This is a genomic window from Rosenbergiella nectarea (assembly GCF_900111105.1).
Taxonomy (GTDB): Bacteria; Pseudomonadota; Gammaproteobacteria; order Enterobacterales; family Enterobacteriaceae; genus Rosenbergiella; species Rosenbergiella nectarea.
This window is the reverse complement of the sequence record NZ_FOGC01000007.1, coordinates 63686-81363: the sequence shown is the minus strand read 5'-3', so window position 1 is coordinate 81363 and position 17678 is coordinate 63686. Positions and strand designations below refer to the sequence as shown.

16 protein-coding genes and 2 pseudogenes are annotated in these 17678 nt (G+C 47.8%); 9 read left to right on the top strand and 9 right to left on the bottom strand.

Annotated elements, in window-relative coordinates:
- Positions 1-33: 33 nt before the first annotated feature.
- From BMX14_RS09765 to ppk1, 3 genes are read right to left on the bottom strand one after another with little or no spacing between them, the layout of a single operon-like run.
- Positions 34-642: a methyltransferase domain-containing protein gene (locus tag BMX14_RS09765; RefSeq protein ID WP_092676186.1), complete on the bottom strand. Its 609-nt coding sequence runs from the start codon at positions 640-642 to the stop codon at positions 34-36.
- A gap of 20 nt (positions 643-662) precedes the next feature.
- Positions 663-2189, bottom strand: coding sequence for an exopolyphosphatase (locus BMX14_RS09760; RefSeq protein ID WP_092676183.1), 1527 nt, complete (start codon positions 2187-2189; stop codon positions 663-665).
- Positions 2190-2192: 3 nt separating this feature from the next.
- Positions 2193-4253, bottom strand: coding sequence for a polyphosphate kinase 1 (gene ppk1 / locus BMX14_RS09755; protein WP_092676181.1), 2061 nt, complete (start codon positions 4251-4253; stop codon positions 2193-2195).
- 163 nt (positions 4254-4416) lie between these two features.
- Here ppk1 and BMX14_RS09750 point away from each other — a divergent pair, with 163 nt between their 5' ends.
- The gene (locus BMX14_RS09750; RefSeq protein WP_092676177.1) at positions 4417-5610 is read left to right on the top strand and encodes a lactonase family protein; all 1194 of its coding nucleotides are present in this window, start codon (positions 4417-4419) and stop codon (positions 5608-5610) included.
- Positions 5611-5839: 229 nt separating this feature from the next.
- On the opposite strand, the pseudogene BMX14_RS16430 reads toward BMX14_RS09750, so the two are convergent.
- Positions 5840-6100 (bottom strand): annotated as a pseudogene (locus BMX14_RS16430) (integrase core domain-containing protein); the annotation flags it as partial.
- Between the two features lie 269 nt (positions 6101-6369).
- Between BMX14_RS16430 and BMX14_RS09740 the strand changes: the two are divergent.
- From BMX14_RS09740 to BMX14_RS09730, 3 genes and pseudogenes are all read left to right on the top strand, one after another.
- Entirely contained in the window at positions 6370-6888 is a 519-nt protein-coding gene (locus tag BMX14_RS09740) for a DUF2778 domain-containing protein (protein WP_092676172.1), read from the top strand.
- Positions 6866-7390, top strand: a complete 525-nt coding sequence (locus BMX14_RS09735) for a hypothetical protein (protein WP_092676169.1) — start codon at positions 6866-6868, stop codon at positions 7388-7390. Before BMX14_RS09740 ends, BMX14_RS09735 begins: the two co-directional genes overlap by 23 nt.
- A gap of 1 nt (position 7391) precedes the next feature.
- Positions 7392-7791 (top strand): annotated as a pseudogene (locus BMX14_RS09730) (Hcp family type VI secretion system effector).
- Between the two features lie 326 nt (positions 7792-8117).
- Here the strand turns inward: BMX14_RS09730 and purN are convergent.
- Both purN and purM read right to left on the bottom strand, forming a co-directional pair.
- Positions 8118-8774 carry a phosphoribosylglycinamide formyltransferase gene (gene purN, locus BMX14_RS09725; RefSeq protein ID WP_092676166.1) on the bottom strand — a complete coding sequence of 219 codons (657 nt, stop codon included), beginning with the start codon at positions 8772-8774 and terminating at the stop codon, positions 8118-8120.
- The gene (purM, locus tag BMX14_RS09720; RefSeq protein WP_092676163.1) at positions 8771-9808 is read right to left on the bottom strand and encodes a phosphoribosylformylglycinamidine cyclo-ligase; all 1038 of its coding nucleotides are present in this window, start codon (positions 9806-9808) and stop codon (positions 8771-8773) included. Before purM ends, purN begins: the two co-directional genes overlap by 4 nt.
- Positions 9809-10044: 236 nt before the next feature.
- On the opposite strand from purM, the gene upp reads away from it, so the two are divergent.
- From upp to BMX14_RS17245, 5 genes are all read left to right on the top strand, one after another.
- Positions 10045-10671: a uracil phosphoribosyltransferase gene (gene upp, locus BMX14_RS09715; protein WP_092676161.1), complete on the top strand. Its 627-nt coding sequence runs from the start codon at positions 10045-10047 to the stop codon at positions 10669-10671.
- A 63-nt stretch (positions 10672-10734) separates the two neighbouring features.
- A complete protein-coding gene (uraA, locus tag BMX14_RS09710) occupies positions 10735-11997 on the top strand; it encodes a uracil permease (RefSeq protein ID WP_092676158.1) in 1263 nt (420 codons plus the stop codon).
- Positions 11998-12115: 118 nt separating this feature from the next.
- Complete coding sequence (hda, locus tag BMX14_RS09705) at positions 12116-12832, top strand: DnaA inactivator Hda (RefSeq protein ID WP_092676155.1); 717 nt, start codon at positions 12116-12118, stop codon at positions 12830-12832.
- A gap of 979 nt (positions 12833-13811) precedes the next feature.
- A complete protein-coding gene (locus tag BMX14_RS09700; protein WP_092676152.1) occupies positions 13812-14240 on the top strand; it encodes a type II toxin-antitoxin system HicB family antitoxin in 429 nt (142 codons plus the stop codon).
- A gap of 476 nt (positions 14241-14716) precedes the next feature.
- Positions 14717-14824, top strand: a complete 108-nt coding sequence (locus BMX14_RS17245) for a hypothetical protein (RefSeq protein ID WP_456238913.1) — start codon at positions 14717-14719, stop codon at positions 14822-14824.
- A gap of 178 nt (positions 14825-15002) precedes the next feature.
- Here BMX14_RS17245 and bepA read toward each other — a convergent pair whose 3' ends face one another.
- The 3 genes from bepA to BMX14_RS09685 form a co-directional block, all read right to left on the bottom strand.
- A complete protein-coding gene (bepA, locus tag BMX14_RS09695; protein WP_408011869.1) occupies positions 15003-16463 on the bottom strand; it encodes a beta-barrel assembly-enhancing protease in 1461 nt (486 codons plus the stop codon).
- A gap of 26 nt (positions 16464-16489) precedes the next feature.
- Entirely contained in the window at positions 16490-16957 is a 468-nt protein-coding gene (gene bcp / locus BMX14_RS09690; RefSeq protein WP_092676147.1) for a thioredoxin-dependent thiol peroxidase, read from the bottom strand.
- Between the two features lie 154 nt (positions 16958-17111).
- Positions 17112-17660: an ACT domain-containing protein gene (locus tag BMX14_RS09685; protein WP_196237602.1), complete on the bottom strand. Its 549-nt coding sequence runs from the start codon at positions 17658-17660 to the stop codon at positions 17112-17114.
- Positions 17661-17678: the final 18 nt, after the last annotated feature.

The following is a 17678-nucleotide window of genomic DNA, read 5'->3' as shown; positions in this document are numbered from 1 at the left end:
GAAGACAGTAACCCGCATCTTCCCCCCGAAAGATTACAACTCTTTAATTGAGATTTTTTGCGCCAATAAGGTTGCAAAGCGTAGCGATATCGGTTCAGTCGGCGAGGTGGGAGGTGTCCAAGTCGCCAGCTTTTCATGATAATGAACAATATGCCAACGCCGATAATAATGGCTTAACTCGCCTGAACTGAAGCTAAACGGGAACTCGACCGGGCTTGTTTGCTGTTCGTCGCGCATCGGGCAGACGATAAGGTTGTATCCCCCTTTAAGGGTGGCTGCTTGCATATCGGCAATTAACTGAGCAATGACCGAGGGTTCCAAATACATTAAGGTGTCCACTGCCAGAATAGCGTGGTACTGGCCATTAAACCGGTGATGATTCAGATCGGGCGTTGCAACAGTGAGTCCCTTAAGCGCAGCCTGGGCGCACAGCAGCGTTAAGTGTTGCACGACCTGCAGGTCGTTATCCCATGCGGTGACGGGAAAGCCCTGCTGCTGCAGGTAAAGAGCATGCCGACCGGATCCACAGCCAAGATCCAAAATCTCTCCCTCGACCAATCGAGGTACTAACGCGACGACTTCGGGATGGGGAGCCGCCACATCGATCGGCGGCAGAGCCTCTACTTTTGGACCTGTTGTCATACTTACCTCAGCGTAAAGCGCTATTTTTCTTCGCTTAAATTCAACTGCCAGCCGGTGACTTCAGACCAATAGGCCTGCTCGCGTTCCAAATCTAATTGCACCAGGGCATTTTGGTTGAAATACTCTTTCGGGAAGATCAGCGTCCAGTGACCTTCGTCGGTATGCAGTAACAGTTTTTCTGGACGCGTGGTCGCTTGACGCTGATTGTTCAATAGGATGGCTAAGCGTAGCAGAAAAATTAACGGTAAAAATTGCTTACGCTTGAACGCGGTAAAACGGGGTACATCGTCGGTTTTAATCCCTTTACGATGAAAACGTACTAGGGTTGCCAGTAACAGTTGCTGCTGCTGACTAAAGCCCGGCATATTCGAGTGTTGTAAAATATAGGCCGAATGGCGCTGCATGGCGCTGTGATTGATGGTCAATCCCACCTCATGCAACATGGCGGCCCACTCTAACAACGCGGTGAGGGCTTTATTGGCCAGCTTCGGATTCTGTTTTTCCCACTGACGGTGCAGTAAACGGGTGGTTTCCAATACCTGCTTGGCTTGGTCGCGATCGACGACATAATGCTCGGCCAGACTCAGTGCGGTACGTTTACGGATATCCTGATGGCGAAAACGACCTTCCATCTCATACAGAACGCCTTCACGCAGCGCACCGTCTGAGTAGAGCAACTCTTTAATTTGCAGTGCATCGAAGATACCGCAGAGGATCGCCAGCCCCGGGATAAAGACTGATTTTCGATCCTCGGAAAGACCCGGTAGCTCCAGCTCATCCATAGAATCGAAATGGCTAATCTTCTCCCAGAGTAAGGCGAGGCTATCGCGGGTGATCACTTTTTCTTTTTCACCCAGCGCTGCCAAGACTTCACAGGCGGCTTTGATGCTGCCGGAAGCGCCCATCGCCACTTGCCAACCGGCTTGACGGTACTGGCAGGCTAGGGTTTCTAATTTATGGACTGCTGCAAGGCGAGCTCGGCGGAAATTATCTGGGCTGATTTTACCGCCGGGAAAATAGAGTTTACTGAAACTCACGCACCCCATACGGCGACTTTCGATAAGCTGCGGTTCGAAATCTTCGCCAATCACCAGCTCAGTTGATCCGCCACCAATATCGATCACTAACTTGCGGCCTTTCTCTGGCTGGGTATGTTCTACGCCCATAAAGATAAGGCGCGCTTCTTCATTCCCCGAGATCACATCAATGGGGTACGGGATCACATCCGCAGCACGCTTAAGGAATTCTTCTGCGTTGTCGACGACCCGTAACGTGTGTGTGCCAACAATCGACACATTGGCGGGGTCAAAGCCCTGAAGGCGTTCCGCAAAGAGCGCAAGCACACTTAATCCACGCTCAATACCTTCTTCGGTGAGTTGATTATCAAGGGTAATCGCATCAGCGAGATGAACGCGTTGTTTTAAACGGCCAAGAACTTGAATGGCACCATCTACCACGCGTGCGATGACCATATGGAAGCTGTTCGATCCCAAATCTATGGCGGCAAATTCTTGAGGTTTTTCAGGGCTATGTTGGCTTATAGGCATAAGTTAGTCGGTGTTTTCAATGGTATTAATATAATTATAAATGGCAATCTGCGCCCGAACCTTACGGCGGTTACCGCGCGGACGATAGCGGTTTGTTAACTCTTTATCAATAATTCTTGCTTTAACTGTGTCACTAAACAGAATCGCGATGATCTCTAAAATCTGTTGTTTGACCTTGGGATCGAGGATAGTCACCGCAACTTCGATACGGTTATCAATATTGCGTGTCATCCAATCTGCCGACGAAAGGAAGACTTTCGGGTCACCATTATTTTCGAACACATACACGCGGTCGTGCTCAAGAAAGCGGTCAATAATACTGTAGATATGAATGTTTTCGCTAATCCCTTCAATATTAGGGATGAGTGAGCACATGCCCCGGATCAATAGATTGACTTTTACGCCAGCCCCGGAGGCAGCGTACAGACGATCGATTAAGCCGTTATCGACGAGATTATTAATTTTTAGGGTGATCGCTGCCGGCAGGCCTTGCTGGGCGTGAGCAATTTCGGTATCGATCAGTCGGTAGAGGGTCTGGCGCGTATTCTGCGGTGACACCATTAAATAGTCGAAATGGACCGGTCGATAGGGGTTTTCAATAAAGTTAAACACCCGCCGCACTTCATTAGTGATCCGCGCATCACTGGAGAGCAGGGAGTAATCCGTATAGGTTCTTGCCGTGCGCTCATTAAAGTTACCGGTACCGATATGCGCATAACGGATCACTTTGTCACCTTCTCGGCGAGTGATTAAGAAGAGTTTGGCGTGAATTTTTAATCCGGGAGCGGAGAAAATAACGTGGACCCCAGCTTCGGTGAGGCGTTTAGCCCAATAGATATTGGCTTCTTCATCGAAGCGCGCCTGGAGTTCGACCACCACCGTCACTTTTTTGCCGTTGTGCGCCGCATGGATCATCGCGTCCATAATCCGAGAATCTTTAGCCACACGATAGATATTAATCTTGATGGCTAAGACGCTGGGATCGAACGAGGCCTGACGTAGGAACTCCAAGACATGCTCAAACGTGTGGTAAGGGTAGTAGAGCAAAATATCTCGGTCACGGATCGCATCAAAGCCATTACGGAATGGATTGAACCCTTTGTGGCGAATAGGGGGCAGCGCTTTATTTTCGAGATTCGATTTCCCGACATTGGGAAATTTAATAAAGTCTTTAAAGTTATGGTAGCGACCACCGGGTAAAATCGAGTCGAAATTGGTGATCGATAGCTGTTCACACAGCAACGACACCATGTCGGACGGCATATCCCGTTGATAAACAAAACGAACCGGCTCGGCCGTTAGACGTTGTTTCAGGCTGGATGACATTAGCTCTAGCAGACTCGATTCCATCTCCGTGACCAGATCATATTCCGCATCACGGGTCATCTTCATCGAATAGGCGTTAAGTTGGTCGTAATCGAAAAAGCCTTTGAAAATATCATCTAAGCAGTAGCGCATGATATTATCGAGCAGGATCATAGGCTTTCGACGCCGAGGCGGCTCGGCAGGCAGATCGATAAACCGCGGCACTTTATCCGACGGAATTTCCAGTAAGGCGTATTGGCGATCTTGCTGATGAATAATCTCCACCGCGAGATAGGTGTAGTCATCCTTCAAGAATTGGGTTAAATCGGTTTCGGCATTGAGGACAATTGGGGTGACATGCTGACGCAGCTCTTGGTTAAAATAGATCTTCAACCAATGTTGTTGATTCGCGGAGAGCTGGCGCTCATTAACCAGAAATATTTGATTTCTAGCCATTTCCAACAGCAGATCGTTATACAGGATATCAAACTCCTGATCCGCCACGACCACCCGTTGTTGGATTTTCTTGAGTAGGTGGCGCGGAACGTTATAGCTGCCTTGCTCTTCACCGATTAAAATTCTCCGTTTTAGATCAGCGAAACGGACTTTGTAGAATTCTTCTAAATTGCTGGAATAGATCCCTAAAAAGCGCATACGTTCAATAAGCGGATTGCGTTTATCAGCGGCTTCCTGTAACACGCGCTCGTTAAAGGCTAACCAACTGATTTCTTTATCTAGATACAGCTTTTCTTGACCCATCCTGACTCCGTTGATCTTAACAGAACGCAGACTGCAATTTCTCGTAGCCATTATGGCGATCAATCACCGCATTTGTCTATGGATGATTAATAAGGCATTTTTATTTGCCAATTGCCACGAGTTACGCCACTCTTAAGTCTTGTTTAATTGTTAGGAGATATTAATGAAAAAATACCTAGGGATTACCGCCGCATTGATTTTCAACCACGCAGCCAGCGCCGACGAAGCGCGATTATTAAACCAACAACCTGCCGTGGCTGAACAAACCTTTTTAGTCGGCTCTTGGACCGGCGAAGCGCAGGGCGCTCGCGTTCAGAAAGCCTTTTATCCTAGCCAAGGCATCTACACTGTGCGTCTTTCGGCCAACGGCAGCATGATGCCGATTGCCTTAACGCCAGCAGAGAGCCCTTCATGGTTAACGATCGATGCCCCACACCAGCGCGTCTATGTGGTTAACGAAGTCGATGACGGAAAGGTGAGTGCATACCATTTAGGAAAAAATGGTGAGCTAACCTTACTAAACACCATCGACAGCAGCGGTATGCACCCGACCCATTCCGCACTAAGCCGCGATGGACGCTATCTACTCGTGGCGAATTACTCGGCGAAAGACGGCCAAGCGGGTGTGAGCGCCATTCCTGTACAGAGTGATGGCCGCCTAGGAAAGACTCAGCAATTCTTCCCTTACAACCAAGGCAGCAATAAAGTCGCCGAACGTCAATCCTCCGGGCATGCACACTCCGTCACGTTCAGTATTGATGGCCAATATGTGTTAGCCGCCGACTTGGGCGCGGACAAGATCCACGTCTACCACTACGATGCGAAAGCGAAAGAGCCTTTCAGCTTACTGGCCGATAAGACGATTAACTTCCCAGAAGGGGATGGCCCACGTCATAGCCTATTCTCCGCCGATGGGAAATACCTCTATATCACTACAGAGATGTCGGCCCAGGTTAAGGTTTACTCTTTTAACCAAGGTAAGACTGAGCTACTGCAATCTGAGAAGCTGACCGACTCGACTAAGCCAGGCGATATGAGTGGAGCAGGTCTGTCACTGTCGCCAGATGGTCGTTTCTTATATGTAGGCAACCGTGGCGAGAAAAACCAGATTGTTCGTTATGCGGTGGATAAGGCGACAGGAAAACTTTCTGCGTCCAAGACCTATTCCGCAGGTGGCGTAGAGCCGCGCGACTTTACCTTTGATGCGACGGGTCGTTATCTGTTCGTGGCGAACGTTTACTCGAATAACGTCGTGGAGTTTGCGCGCGATCTCGAGACCGGTGAGCTGTCACCAACGGGTGCAACCTTGCAAATCGGTACGCCAACGCATATTCGTTTTGTTAATTTAGCCAAGTAGCGGTTAAAGGCATGTTCAAGTAAATTGCCTGCGAGAAGTGGGTGATTAAATAAAGTAAGGACTGAGTTCAGTTTTTGGGGGCTCAGTCTTTAGTGCTTGGCTAGATGTCGTGATGAATAGCCGACTATTAAGATAGGCGGCTTTTTGAACGTCCGACAATGTTTTTCTCCGTCTTTAGATGAAATAAGCTTTTATCGAGTCTTTGCATCACTCTCTCAAGGTGTAGTGGTCAAGTAATTGTCGCCACGGTTTTACCGTGAAAATGGTATTTGTTCACTGACGCTTCCGGCGTCAGGCCCCCGTTATAAGGGTGAGGTCTGATGTTGTTATAGTAGTTCACTCTATAACCACTAATTTGCTGCCTGGCTTCGAGTTCGCCTGAGTAACCCTTTAACGTCAGCCATTCTGTTTTATGACTACGGAAGTAGCGCTCCGTAGGGCTATTATCCCAGCACTTTCCTCGCCACTGGCTTACCGATAGGAATAGTCTTTATCAACGATAAGCTGTGTACATTCCATCCTGACCTCAGGGATAAAAGTACGCTTAGTTCTCTTTTTCATTAAGTTACCTGTTTTATGTTGAGGTGAGCATATCACCTTTAGTTAGGTGGCCAGATTTACAGTGCCATTAATGATCCCTATTGGTATAACCGACACAGCGCATAATGACACTATTACCTAAATAAGAGAGTTAGTCTGGAGCACCAACTAAACAAGGCGTATTATACCCACAAAATCTCAAAGGGTATTGGGTGGTTTATGGCTCTACATGGAAAGTTTATCATCAATGATGGACATTACTCTCCTTTATCATTTCCGGGGGGTGGCACGTTTTTAGCGTTCTCTGGTGATGGTGCATACCGTAATCGTGGAGCATGTGGAATGATCCCTAAAATGGGACCAGTGCCAGCGGGTAAATACTGGATTGTTGACCGTCCAGAAGGTGGACTCAAATCACAGGTAAATACTGGGCTTCGGGATATCTATAATTACTTTGCCAGGGGCGCTACGTTCAAACATTCGCAATGGTTTGTACTATGGCGGGATGATTGGGGGATCGACGATTACACATGGATAGAAGGTGTTAAGCGCGGTAACTTCCGTTTACATCCCGGGGTTGTCTCAGAAGGTTGTATCACTCTGCCGCACGATGCAGATTTTGCTATGCTACGCAATGCTCTACTGCGAACTCAGAAAATCGACGTTCCTTGCATGAGGAAATTGCAGGCATATGGCACTATTGAGGTGATTGCCAATGGCAAAAAAACATGGCCTTAGTTTGTTTATCAAAATAGCATTGTTCACCGTCGTTATGCTAATCGTTGTAAAGGTAATTCCCTATGACAGTTTAGTTGAACCACTTATAGGTTTACTCGATTTCCAGAGTGCCAGCAAAATTACTCGCTTCATATTGGGCGAGCCTGATTTAGAAGTGTGGGAATCGCTTCGTGATTACTGTGGTATTTTGATCAACATCCTTATCAGCGTGCCGATCCTAAGTGCGATTATTACTGCTTACAACACAATTACACGCAACGTTGATCTGTCAGGACTTCCGAAAGAGTGGGCTATATCCACGTTAAGACGGTATGTGAAAATATTCGGTTTTACTTTTCTTTTTTGGGTGTTATTCCGCTTTATACCCTATCAATCTGTCTTTCCCTACGGGGAAACATATCCGACTTTCATTATAGCGGCAATTATAGCCTTTAACCTGTTACTAACGATTGCTTGCTACGGGTTCATCAAGAAGAAAATCACAAACAAAAGGAGTTTGTAGAATGCCTATTCCCGCTTATATGTGGCTTAAAGACGATGGTGGTGCAGAGATCAAAGGATCTGTAGACGTTCAGGACCGTGAAGGGTGTATTGAGATTGTTGGATTTAGCCATGGTGTAAACATTCCGGTAGACAGTGCCAACGGTAAGATCACTGGTAAGCGTGCCCATTCTCCAATGATGATTGAAAAAGAGTTTGATAGTTCCAGCCCTTATCTTTACCAGGCAGTCGCGACTGGTCAGACGCTGAAAAGTGCAGAGATTCGCTGGTATCGCATCAACCATGCTGGGCAACTCGCAGATCAATCACATGGAGTCAGTTTCCTTGAGGTACGATAAAATCACTTGGCGTTATGTCGAGAGTAATGTGCAATATACAGACGATTGGAACGTGAGAGCGTAACCAATAGAAAAGGGAATACACTCGTGTGGTTAAAGAAAGGCCTTGAGACCCTTCTTTGGGTTTATAATATTTGAGGAATTATTATATTGTTGTATTAGCCCCGATTTAAACCGAACGCTTCATCGATAAGATATAGGCATAAACCTATGTTTAAGGAGTGTCTTGTGCAAAGAATCGAAGTGATCATAGATGAGTAGAAGCATCCATGAAGTTAGGAATCGACGAGTTCACATCAATTGCTCGGAGTTCTATCCAAAAAAAACACCCCAAAGCGAGTCGTCAACCTTGGGGTGTAGTGTCTCTTCTGCAGCCTTAACAGGACTGAACTAACCGTCGATCTTATCGGGCGTAAAATCCGCCCCCGAGGGGCCAAGCGGTTGTCCATCAAGACAAGCCTGATCCTCTCTCAAGTCCACCCGTCCTTCCACCCACCACTGAATAACCCGAGGATAGATCAAATGTTCCTTGCTCAGCAGACGGGTAGCGAGATCCTGCTCCGTATCGTTGGGCAGAATAGGGATGGGGGCTTGCAGAATAACCGGGCCACCATCGAGTTGTTCGGTAACGAAATGGACACTTGCCCCGTGATGGCTATCACCACTCTCAATCACCCGACGATGCGTATGCAAGCCAGGATATTTAGGGAGTAAAGAGGGGTGGATATTCAGGAGCCGGCCTCGATAATGCGTAACGAAGGGAGCACTTAAGATACGCATATAGCCCGCCAGCACCACTAAGTCCGGCTGATAGCTATCGATCTGTTGCAGTAAGGCCTGATCGAAGGCCTCACGATCTGCATAGTCACCGATAGCGAGGCTAGCGGTGGCGATACCGGCTTGCTGCGCACGCTGTAAACCGAAAGCGTCGGCCTTATTGCTGAATACCGCGACAATCTCAGCCTTGAGCCTGCCGAGTTGGCAGGCATCAATGATGGCTTGCAAGTTGGAGCCTGACCCGGAGATCAGGACAACAATTCGTTTCATGCAATAACGACCTGCTCAGTCTCGTTGCCTTCGGTGATATGACCGATCTTCCAAGCATTCTCACCCAATTCTTGTAGGTGAGCGATAGCTGCTTCGGCATCCGCCTCGGGCAAGGCGATAATCATACCGACACCACAGTTGAAGGTACGGTACATTTCATGACGGCTGACGTTGCCCGCTTTTTGTAACCATTCGAAGACTGCCGGCCATTGCCAGCTGCTTTCATCAATCACCGCTTGCGTATTATCAGGCAGTACACGAGGAATATTTTCCCAGAAGCCGCCGCCTGTCAGGTGTGCGATAGCATGGATATCGAATTTCTCGATTAACGCGAGGGTATTTTTAACGTAAATACGCGTTGGCGCTAAAAGGTGATCGGCTAAGGATTGGCCGTTCAGTTGTTCGGTCAGTGGATCAGTCTGGCTCACTTCCAGAATTTTTCTGACGAGAGAGTAGCCGTTGGAGTGTGGACCACTCGAGCCGAGGGCAATCAATATATCTCCCGCACCGACCTTGCTGCCATCGATGATTTCAGATTTTTCGACGACACCGACACAAAATCCAGCCACGTCGTAATCATCACCGTGATACATACCCGGCATCTCAGCCGTTTCTCCGCCAACCAGTGCGCAGCCTGATTGTTGGCATCCTTCAGCGATCCCGGTGATCACCGATGCTGCCGTCTCGACATCGAGTTTGCCGGTAGCATAGTAATCTAAGAAAAAGAGCGGTTCGGCCCCTTGTACCACCAGATCGTTGACGCACATCGCGACCAGATCTATACCGATAGTATCGTGACGGCCTAAGTCCATCGCTAGACGCAGTTTGGTTCCCACGCCATCCGTGCCAGAGACTAATACCGGTTCGCGGTACTTAGTCGGCAGTGAACACAGCGCACCAAATCCGCCTAATCCGCCCATGACTTCAGGACGACGAGTCTTTTTCACAACACCTTTAATTCGATCAACCAGTGCATTTCCAGCATCAATATCAACACCGGCGTCTTTATAACTAAGAGTGGTTTTATCGGTCACTGCAGAATCCCCACGCGATTTGCGGTTGGTAGTAAAATGAGAGCAGGGCTATTCTAACAGTCGTCGCAAACGTTTGCGAGCCTCAGTTTCGCCGGAAGTGTAAGAAGCAGACAAGATAAGGATCTCCTCTCAGAGAAACCAGCAATTTTTCGCCGTGTGCATACCGCCAAGGGCAAAAAAGCGGTATAATCCGACGATTTTTTTGCAGTGTGTTTTTTTTGGCTCGGGGAGAAAATATGAAAATCGTTGAAGTAAAACACCCACTGGTAAGACATAAACTCGGATTAATGCGCGAGAATGAGATCAGCACTAAGCGTTTTCGCGAGTTGGCCTCTGAAGTCGGCAGCTTATTAACCTACGAAGCGACCGCCACTCTTGAAACGGAAGTCGTCACGGTTGACGGTTGGAACGGCCCCGTTGAGATTGAGCAAATTAAAGGTAAAAAAATTACCGTGGTGCCTATCCTGCGTGCCGGATTAGGGATGATGGAAGGGGTGCTGGAGCATGTGCCTAGCGCTCGGATCAGTGTGGTAGGCGTTTACCGTGATGAAAAAACCCTCGAGCCCGTTCCCTATTTCCAAAAATTAGCCTCCAATATGGATGAGCGGATGGCGTTAGTCGTCGACCCAATGCTGGCAACAGGCGGATCGATGATTGCGACGATCGATTTACTAAAGCAGTCCGGCTGCCAAGCGATTAAAGTATTGGTCCTCGTCGCCGCACCGGAGGGGATTGCTGCGTTGGAAGCGGCTCATCCCGATGTGGAACTGTACACTGCCTCGATCGATCAAGGTCTTGATGCGCAGGGATACATCATTCCAGGATTGGGTGATGCAGGCGATAAAATTTTTGGTACCAAATAAGCACGTCTTTGATTAATGCCGACCCAGTGGTCGGTTTTTTTATGTCTTATTCAGGGAGTTACTATGCGTCGTCGTACTATTGAAGTCGATGAGCGTTTGCCGCTGCACCAAACGCTTCCTCTGAGCCTACAACATCTTTTTGCGATGTTTGGCTCGACCGTGCTAGTTCCGGTGTTGTTTCATGTTAATCCTGCGACAATTTTACTGTTTAATGGAATAGGCACGCTGCTCTATCTCTTTATCTGTAAGGGCAAAATACCGGCCTATCTTGGCTCGAGTTTTGCCTTTATCTCACCCGTATTATTGCTACTTCCTCAAGGGTATGAGGTGGCATTAGGGGGCTTTATTGCCTGTGGCGCGTTATTCTGCTTAGTGGGACTGATTGTTAAGTTCGCGGGCACGCGCTGGCTAGACGTATTATTTCCACCTGCCGCGATGGGGGCGATTATCGCGGTCATAGGTCTTGAGTTAGCGGGCGTGGCGGCGAAAATGGCCGGATTAGTGACCGACCCGGGCGCAGCGAGCGATAGCCATACTTTACTCGTTTCGATGATTACCTTAGGGGTCACGGTATTTGGTGCGGTACTGTTTCGAGGATTTTTGGCCATCATCCCCATCTTGATTGGGGTGGTAGTCGGTTATGCCGTCGCGGCTAGTCTAGGAATGGTCAATTGGCTACCGGTTCAACAAGCGGCATGGTTTGCCTTACCGACCTTTTATCAGCCGCGTTTCGAGTGGATAGCGATTTTGACCATACTGCCCGCCGCGCTGGTGGTGATTGCCGAGCACGTTGGCCATCTCGTCGTCACGGCAAATATTGTTAAACGGGATCTGATCCGTTACCCTGGCCTACACCGTTCTATGCTGGCGAACGGTCTTTCAACGCTATTTTCCGGTTTCTTTGGTTCCACTCCGAACACTACCTACGGTGAAAATATTGGCGTGATGGCAATTACCCGGGTCTATAGCACTTGGGTGATCGGTGGGGCAGCCATTATGGCCATTGCCTTATCTTGTGTCGGCAAACTGGCAGCGATTATTCAAGCCATCCCCGTCTCGGTAATGGGCGGCGTATCATTGCTGCTTTATGGGGTAATCGGTGCCTCCGGTATTCGAGTATTGATTGATGCGAAAGTCGACTACAGTAAAGCGAAAAACCTCATCCTCACCGCGATTATCCTTATTGTCGGGGTGAGCGGTGCATCGATTCATATCGGTGCGGCTGAACTGAAAGGCATGGCCTTAGCAACCATTGTCGGGATAGCCTTAAGCCTGATTTTCTATCTGATCGAACGCTGGCTGCCGGAAGCGTCGGTGGAAGAATAGCGAAGCAGGGGGAGGATATTTGCTTCCCCCTTGTTAAGCTTAAGATCGAACAGTGATCTCGCCCATTCAACACTTTGCGAAATTTATGCTAAACTGGCTGAGATTTTAACTGGCTCCCATTATTGAGGTTATTCTGAACACGCCAGCGCAACTCTCTTTACCACTCTATCTACCTGACGATGAAACCTTTTCCAGTTTTTGGCCCGGGTCAAACTCTGCATTACTTGCATCCATTACTACGGTACTGAATCAGCCTCAAGGGGGTTACGTCTACTTCTGGTCGCGAGAGGGCGCAGGGCGCAGTCACTTAATGCATGCCGCCTGCAGTGAGTTATCGGCGCGTGAGCAGGCCGTCGGCTATGTTCCACTGGATAAGCGGACGTGGTTTTCGCCAGAAGTGCTGGAGGGGATGGAGCAACTTGCCTTAGTGTGTATCGATAATATTCACTGCATTGCCGGGGATGAAGAGTGGGAAATGGCGATCTTTAATCTCTACAACCGTATTCTCGAGGTCGGGAAAACGCGGCTATTGATTAGCGGTAATGCGCCCCCCCGCCAGCTTGATCTGCAACTGCCCGATTTGGCCTCTCGTCTGGACTGGGGACAGATCTACTGGTTACAACCGCTTAATGACGATGAAAAGGTGCTCGCTTTACAGAAGCGCGCCGGGATCCGCGGCTTTGAGCTACCTGAAGATGTTGGACGCTTTCTGATTAAACGACTCGATCGTGAAATGCGGACACTATTTGAAACCCTTGATCAGCTTGATCGTGCTTCTATCCGTCTGCAACGTAAATTAACGATTCCCTTTGTGAAAGAGGCGCTAGGGCTTTAGGGCGGGAATATTCTGGCGTCTTAGCGGTTATCCGTATTTACCTTACACGACTGCAAAATGACCTCTCAGAAAGGGGGATTTACATTATCGAATTGTCGTTGACGAGAGTTTTACTCGTTTTCTCCCTCCACCAATATGCTTCACGTCGGCCCGCGCGCGTCATTCTCTATGTCTATAAAACTCACATTTCTTCTTTAGAAAAATAGCGGTTCCTATATTGGTTCGCGCATTAGTATGTGGGAATCAGGGTTATCTACCACCAGCAACCCCTAGCAGGGCAGAACGCCGCATCACGGTTACGTGACATCACCCGATACATTGACGTGAACGAGAAGGGGAATGCTGAGGCACTACGTAATGTTCCCTATCATGAGTATAATGAGCTAATTATTATTGCATCGCTGTAAGGCATAGCTCCTGTATTGCTCATGCTGGCGTTGTATGTCCTCACTGTCATGGCATCAGAAATCAGGGCAGAATAGACATTGCGGCGTTTACGTTCAGTATTCCGCTTGTTGTTTTCGGTATTGGGGATGTGTTGATGATGTACCTGAAAGCAATACTCTGTATTTTCCCCTTCGCTGTGCCTATATAACATTCTCACTAGGATGGGCAGGGAGTCAATAACCTGAACCCAAAAGCCTCTTTTGAGGCTTTTTTACCTAAAACCCACCCGCATGAATGCAACATATATGTTGCTTTTATAAATAAAAATGTTAGTATATTTCAACCTAAACTTACTAAGGAATATTGTGAAATAGAGTGAGTTTAGGCGCTGGCTTCTTGCTCATGGAGTGAGGTTAGAGAAGTCATCAGGTGGCAGTAGTCATTTAAAGCCTACTACATGGATAGACAGTAAATTTCCCTTTTTATGGTTCCAAGGAAATATCAGAGCCATTAAGAAAGAAGATTATTAAAGACTTGGGGCTGTAATACCCTTCACTATAACGATAGTCCTATTACATTGTTCGGAGCTAATATGTTCAAATACGCATTACAGATTGAGCATGACGAAGAAACGGATAGCTACTTAGCGACTTGCCGTGATTTGCCGCTCATGGCATCCGTTGGCGACACACTAGATGAGTGCTTACTCGAATCTGTTGATGGGCTAACTGCCGCTATCGCACTTGAGATCGAGCAACGCCGGATTGTGCCTGTAACATCGCAACCGCAACAAGGTGATCACCTTATTTGCGTGCCGGTGCTGGTGGCATTAAAGGCGGCGTTACATAACGCAATGGTCGAAAATGGGGTGCGTAAAGCAGAGTTGGCTCGCCGATTGGGGCAAAAGCCGCCTCAAATTGACCGGCTACTTAACGTTGGGCATTCATCTAAAGTTGAAACGCTTGAACTTGCGCTTGCTCAACTTGGAAAACGTGTCGAACTAAATGTCATCGCACAATAGTAATTTCACTTGATATGTCGCCCCAAAGGGGCTGCTATCATTTTACAGGGTAGCAAATTGATTGCAGCCCGAACCCCGAAAGGAAGAAAAATGCGAGCAGATACTAAGAAACGCGCCGAATATGAAAAGATTCACGCCGACATTGCAAAGTTGAAGGCTGAAACATCAAAGTGAAATCGTGAAGCAGCTTGGTACCCGATAGTGCTTACCTGGAATTCATGAAAAAATTGTTCCAAGATTTATAACGGAAAATTACAGAATACCTACCGGTAAGTTCTTCGCTAATTATAATGAATGCTTGAAACGCTTATGCAACGATTACTGGCGGTTTTACGATGTTACAAACGGACGTCTAATTATCAGGCGGTTGAAGGTAGGGGAGTCTATACTCTCTTTTTACTACTTCAATCATCTTGGTTTGCTCTTTACTTAAACACTTTTACACCCACGCTGAATGAGATCACTCTCTTACCCTTATTATTTTTTTACTCCCCCTAGTCTCCGTCGCTAGCAGAAGAATTGATGATGTGGGGTATTCACACTGGATAATCCTTTTAGTTTTTTTATTCCTTATTTATTTTTAATTTTCCTCTGCTTTCCAAAAACAGTTGATAAATAACGCCAAGACATTAACAGATCGTCATTCTCTGTTTTTCTGCTTGAAAGGTCTGGAGAAACTAATGGAAAAGATGGGCATGGGTTATAGAGGGAAATGAATAGAGGTAATTAAATACATAGTTTTAATTAACTCAACCTGTGTCATCACCCTTTCTGATATTGCCTAAAGCGCTGCTGTAAAAATCGCAGTTGATCGATACGCGCATCGTAACGTTGTTGGGCGAGGCTACCGGTTTTCTCCTGAGCGCTGGCATCGCTTAAGGCTCTAATCGCTTGGTCAATCTGACCGCTGAGCGCTAAACCTTGGGCTTGAGCGAAGCGTTGTTCGTTCGTCATACCCGAATCACCTGTTGCTTTCACCATCAGATCCCAGCCAATCGGGTCATCCGGATAATCCCAAGTATAGCGATTGAGCACCTTAAGCGCGTCAGCAGGGCGTTTAGCTTCAAGATAGGCATTGGCTAAATTAACCCTAATGACGCGGTTAGCCTGATTACTGGAGGCAGCCGTCAATAAAGTTACGGCTTGGCTGGGTTGTTTAAGGCCGATATTAATATCGGTCGCTAAATCGAGAAACCAAGGATTAGCCGGTTGTTGACTAAGTAACTGTGTCACAAGGCGATGGGCATTATCGAAACTTTTCGCCTGCATAAACATCACCGCACGGCCATAAGTCGCGGCTAATTTCTCGCGGCTATTCCCTTTTTCGTACTGGCTTAATACATCGTCCAATTGGCTGCTTACTCGTTCCGACGCGTACATCGCTAATATTCTGACCTTAGCAAAATAAAAATCTTGAGAAGATTGGAGTATGCGATGCGGCATTTGGTTAGCGCGGTTGCGTGCATCTGCCAGCCGGCTATCCGGTAAGGGGTGAGTCAATAAAATCTCTGGTGGCGTGGTTGAATAGCGCGTTTGGTCGGCCAATTTTTGTAAGAAATCTGGCATCGCTTGCGGATCGAAGCCAGCACGCTGCAAAACCTGTAAGCCAATACGATCGGCTTCCCGTTCATTTTCTTGGGTAAAACTAATCATACCCTGCTGTGACCCGGCGAGGGTACCGGTCAATGCCGCCATACCGACCTGCGGGTTAGCCATCGCCAACAGAATCGAGCCTAAAGCGCCTACCCAGGTTAACGGAGCATTCGTTTTTTGGTCCGCCATCGCCCGGGCCAGATGCCGTTGCGTGACGTGCGAAATTTCATGAGCCATCACCGAGGCTAACTGGCTTTCGTTATCGGTATAGCGGAAAAGGGCGGAGTGCAAGACCACATTGCCACCAAAGAAGGCGAAAGCATTAAGTTCATCATTCTGGATAAGGAAAAAATGAAAGGGAGTCTTTACGGACCAAGCATGAGCGACTAATCGCTGACCCAACCCATTAATATATTGGGTAAGTAATGGATCATCAATTAATGGTGCGCTGCCGCGCAATTGCCGGACGTAGAAATCGCCCATTTGCAGTTCTTGATTGATTGACAGGGTTTCACCGGCAGTGGTCCCCATATCGGGTAACGTGTCAGTCACGTCTGCCCACGCAACACTGTTCCAGCTGAGTAACGCAGCGATCACTGTTGTGACCAGCTTTTTCTTCAATAAAGCCACTGCGCCTCCCCGCTGGAACACCGCCATTAATGCGTTTGTACGTAGTCTAAAACAATATCATGGTGGTTCGATGTTTTGAAATTATCAAATACCTTTTCTACCTGACCTTTGCCATCGATCAAGAAGCTTACACGGTGGATACCGTCGTAGGTTTTACCCATAAAGCTTTTCTCACCCCAAACACCAAAGGCTTCGCATACTTTATGATCTTCGTCAGACAGTAGGGTGAAGTTCAGTAACTCTTTCTCGGCAAAGCGCGACAGTTTTTCGGGCTTATCTGTGCTGATCCCTAATACTTGAACGCCAGCACTCTTCAATGATGACATATTGTCCCGCAGGCCACAGGCTTGTACGGTACAGCCCGGCGTCATTGCCTTAGGATAAAAGTAGACGAGAATACGCTCACCACTAAAGTCAGATAAGCTCACCTCTTCGCCATCTTGATCGAGTAAAGTAAATTGCGGCGCGGTATCGCCTACAGTTATAAGGGCCATACGTTATCTCCAATCATTGTTTGCCTAATACTGATATTAACGATCAGTGTCTACTACCAGATTACGGCGGAAAACGGATTTTTCAATCGTAAGGATAGAGCCTTATTTTATCTGCTTTCAAGTTAATTATGTGTGTTACAACAGAAAGAGGGCTTTAAAGCCGCTCGGTATCTTGTCGACCGTCGGCTTGAAGCGTGCCCTGAGCCGATAACTCGACGCAAAGCTGCTGAAAATTTTTCTCCAAATCTGCTAAATCTTTAGCCGAACTACCATAAGCATGGATGCGAATTGACAGCATCGCAGGGCTGCCTGGCTGGGCACGCGTCATTAATTCGGCGATATGCATACGATGATGCGTAAGTAACGCGGTAAAGCGTTCGATAATACGTGGCGAGTCGGGCACTTCGACGGCGAGTGAAAAGCCTTCATGACGCACAGGGGTAGAGCCGGTGGGGGTACGCTTCATCACGATTAACAGCTCAAGCTCCGCACCTTTAATCGGCAGAGTCGATTCGATCATATTGATCGCGCTAGCGGAGCCAGAAAGCAACATCACAAACGTAAACTCCCCGCCCAGTAATGCCAGTCGGCTATCTTCGATATTACAGCCACATTGGCTAACGTGGCGGGTGATAGTATTGACGATTCCCGCACGGTCGCTGCCGAGTGCGGTGATCACTAAATGCACAGGTGAGGATGACAATGTGATATTTCCCAATGT

Coding starts and splice junctions, on each gene's coding strand:
- BMX14_RS09765 (WP_092676186.1), bottom strand. CDS start 642: ATGACAACAGGTCCAAAAGTAGAGGCTCTGCCGCCGATCGATGTGGCG.
- BMX14_RS09760 (WP_092676183.1), bottom strand. CDS start 2,189: ATGCCTATAAGCCAACATAGCCCTGAAAAACCTCAAGAATTTGCCGCC.
- ppk1 (WP_092676181.1), bottom strand. CDS start 4,253: ATGGGTCAAGAAAAGCTGTATCTAGATAAAGAAATCAGTTGGTTAGCC.
- BMX14_RS09750 (WP_092676177.1), top strand. CDS start 4,417: ATGAAAAAATACCTAGGGATTACCGCCGCATTGATTTTCAACCACGCA.
- BMX14_RS09740 (WP_092676172.1), top strand. CDS start 6,370: ATGGCTCTACATGGAAAGTTTATCATCAATGATGGACATTACTCTCCT.
- BMX14_RS09735 (WP_092676169.1), top strand. CDS start 6,866: ATGGCAAAAAAACATGGCCTTAGTTTGTTTATCAAAATAGCATTGTTC.
- purN (WP_092676166.1), bottom strand. CDS start 8,774: ATGAAACGAATTGTTGTCCTGATCTCCGGGTCAGGCTCCAACTTGCAA.
- upp (WP_092676161.1), top strand. CDS start 10,045: ATGAAAATCGTTGAAGTAAAACACCCACTGGTAAGACATAAACTCGGA.
- uraA (WP_092676158.1), top strand. CDS start 10,735: ATGCGTCGTCGTACTATTGAAGTCGATGAGCGTTTGCCGCTGCACCAA.
- BMX14_RS09700 (WP_092676152.1), top strand. CDS start 13,812: ATGTTCAAATACGCATTACAGATTGAGCATGACGAAGAAACGGATAGC.
- bcp (WP_092676147.1), bottom strand. CDS start 16,957: ATGGCCCTTATAACTGTAGGCGATACCGCGCCGCAATTTACTTTACTC.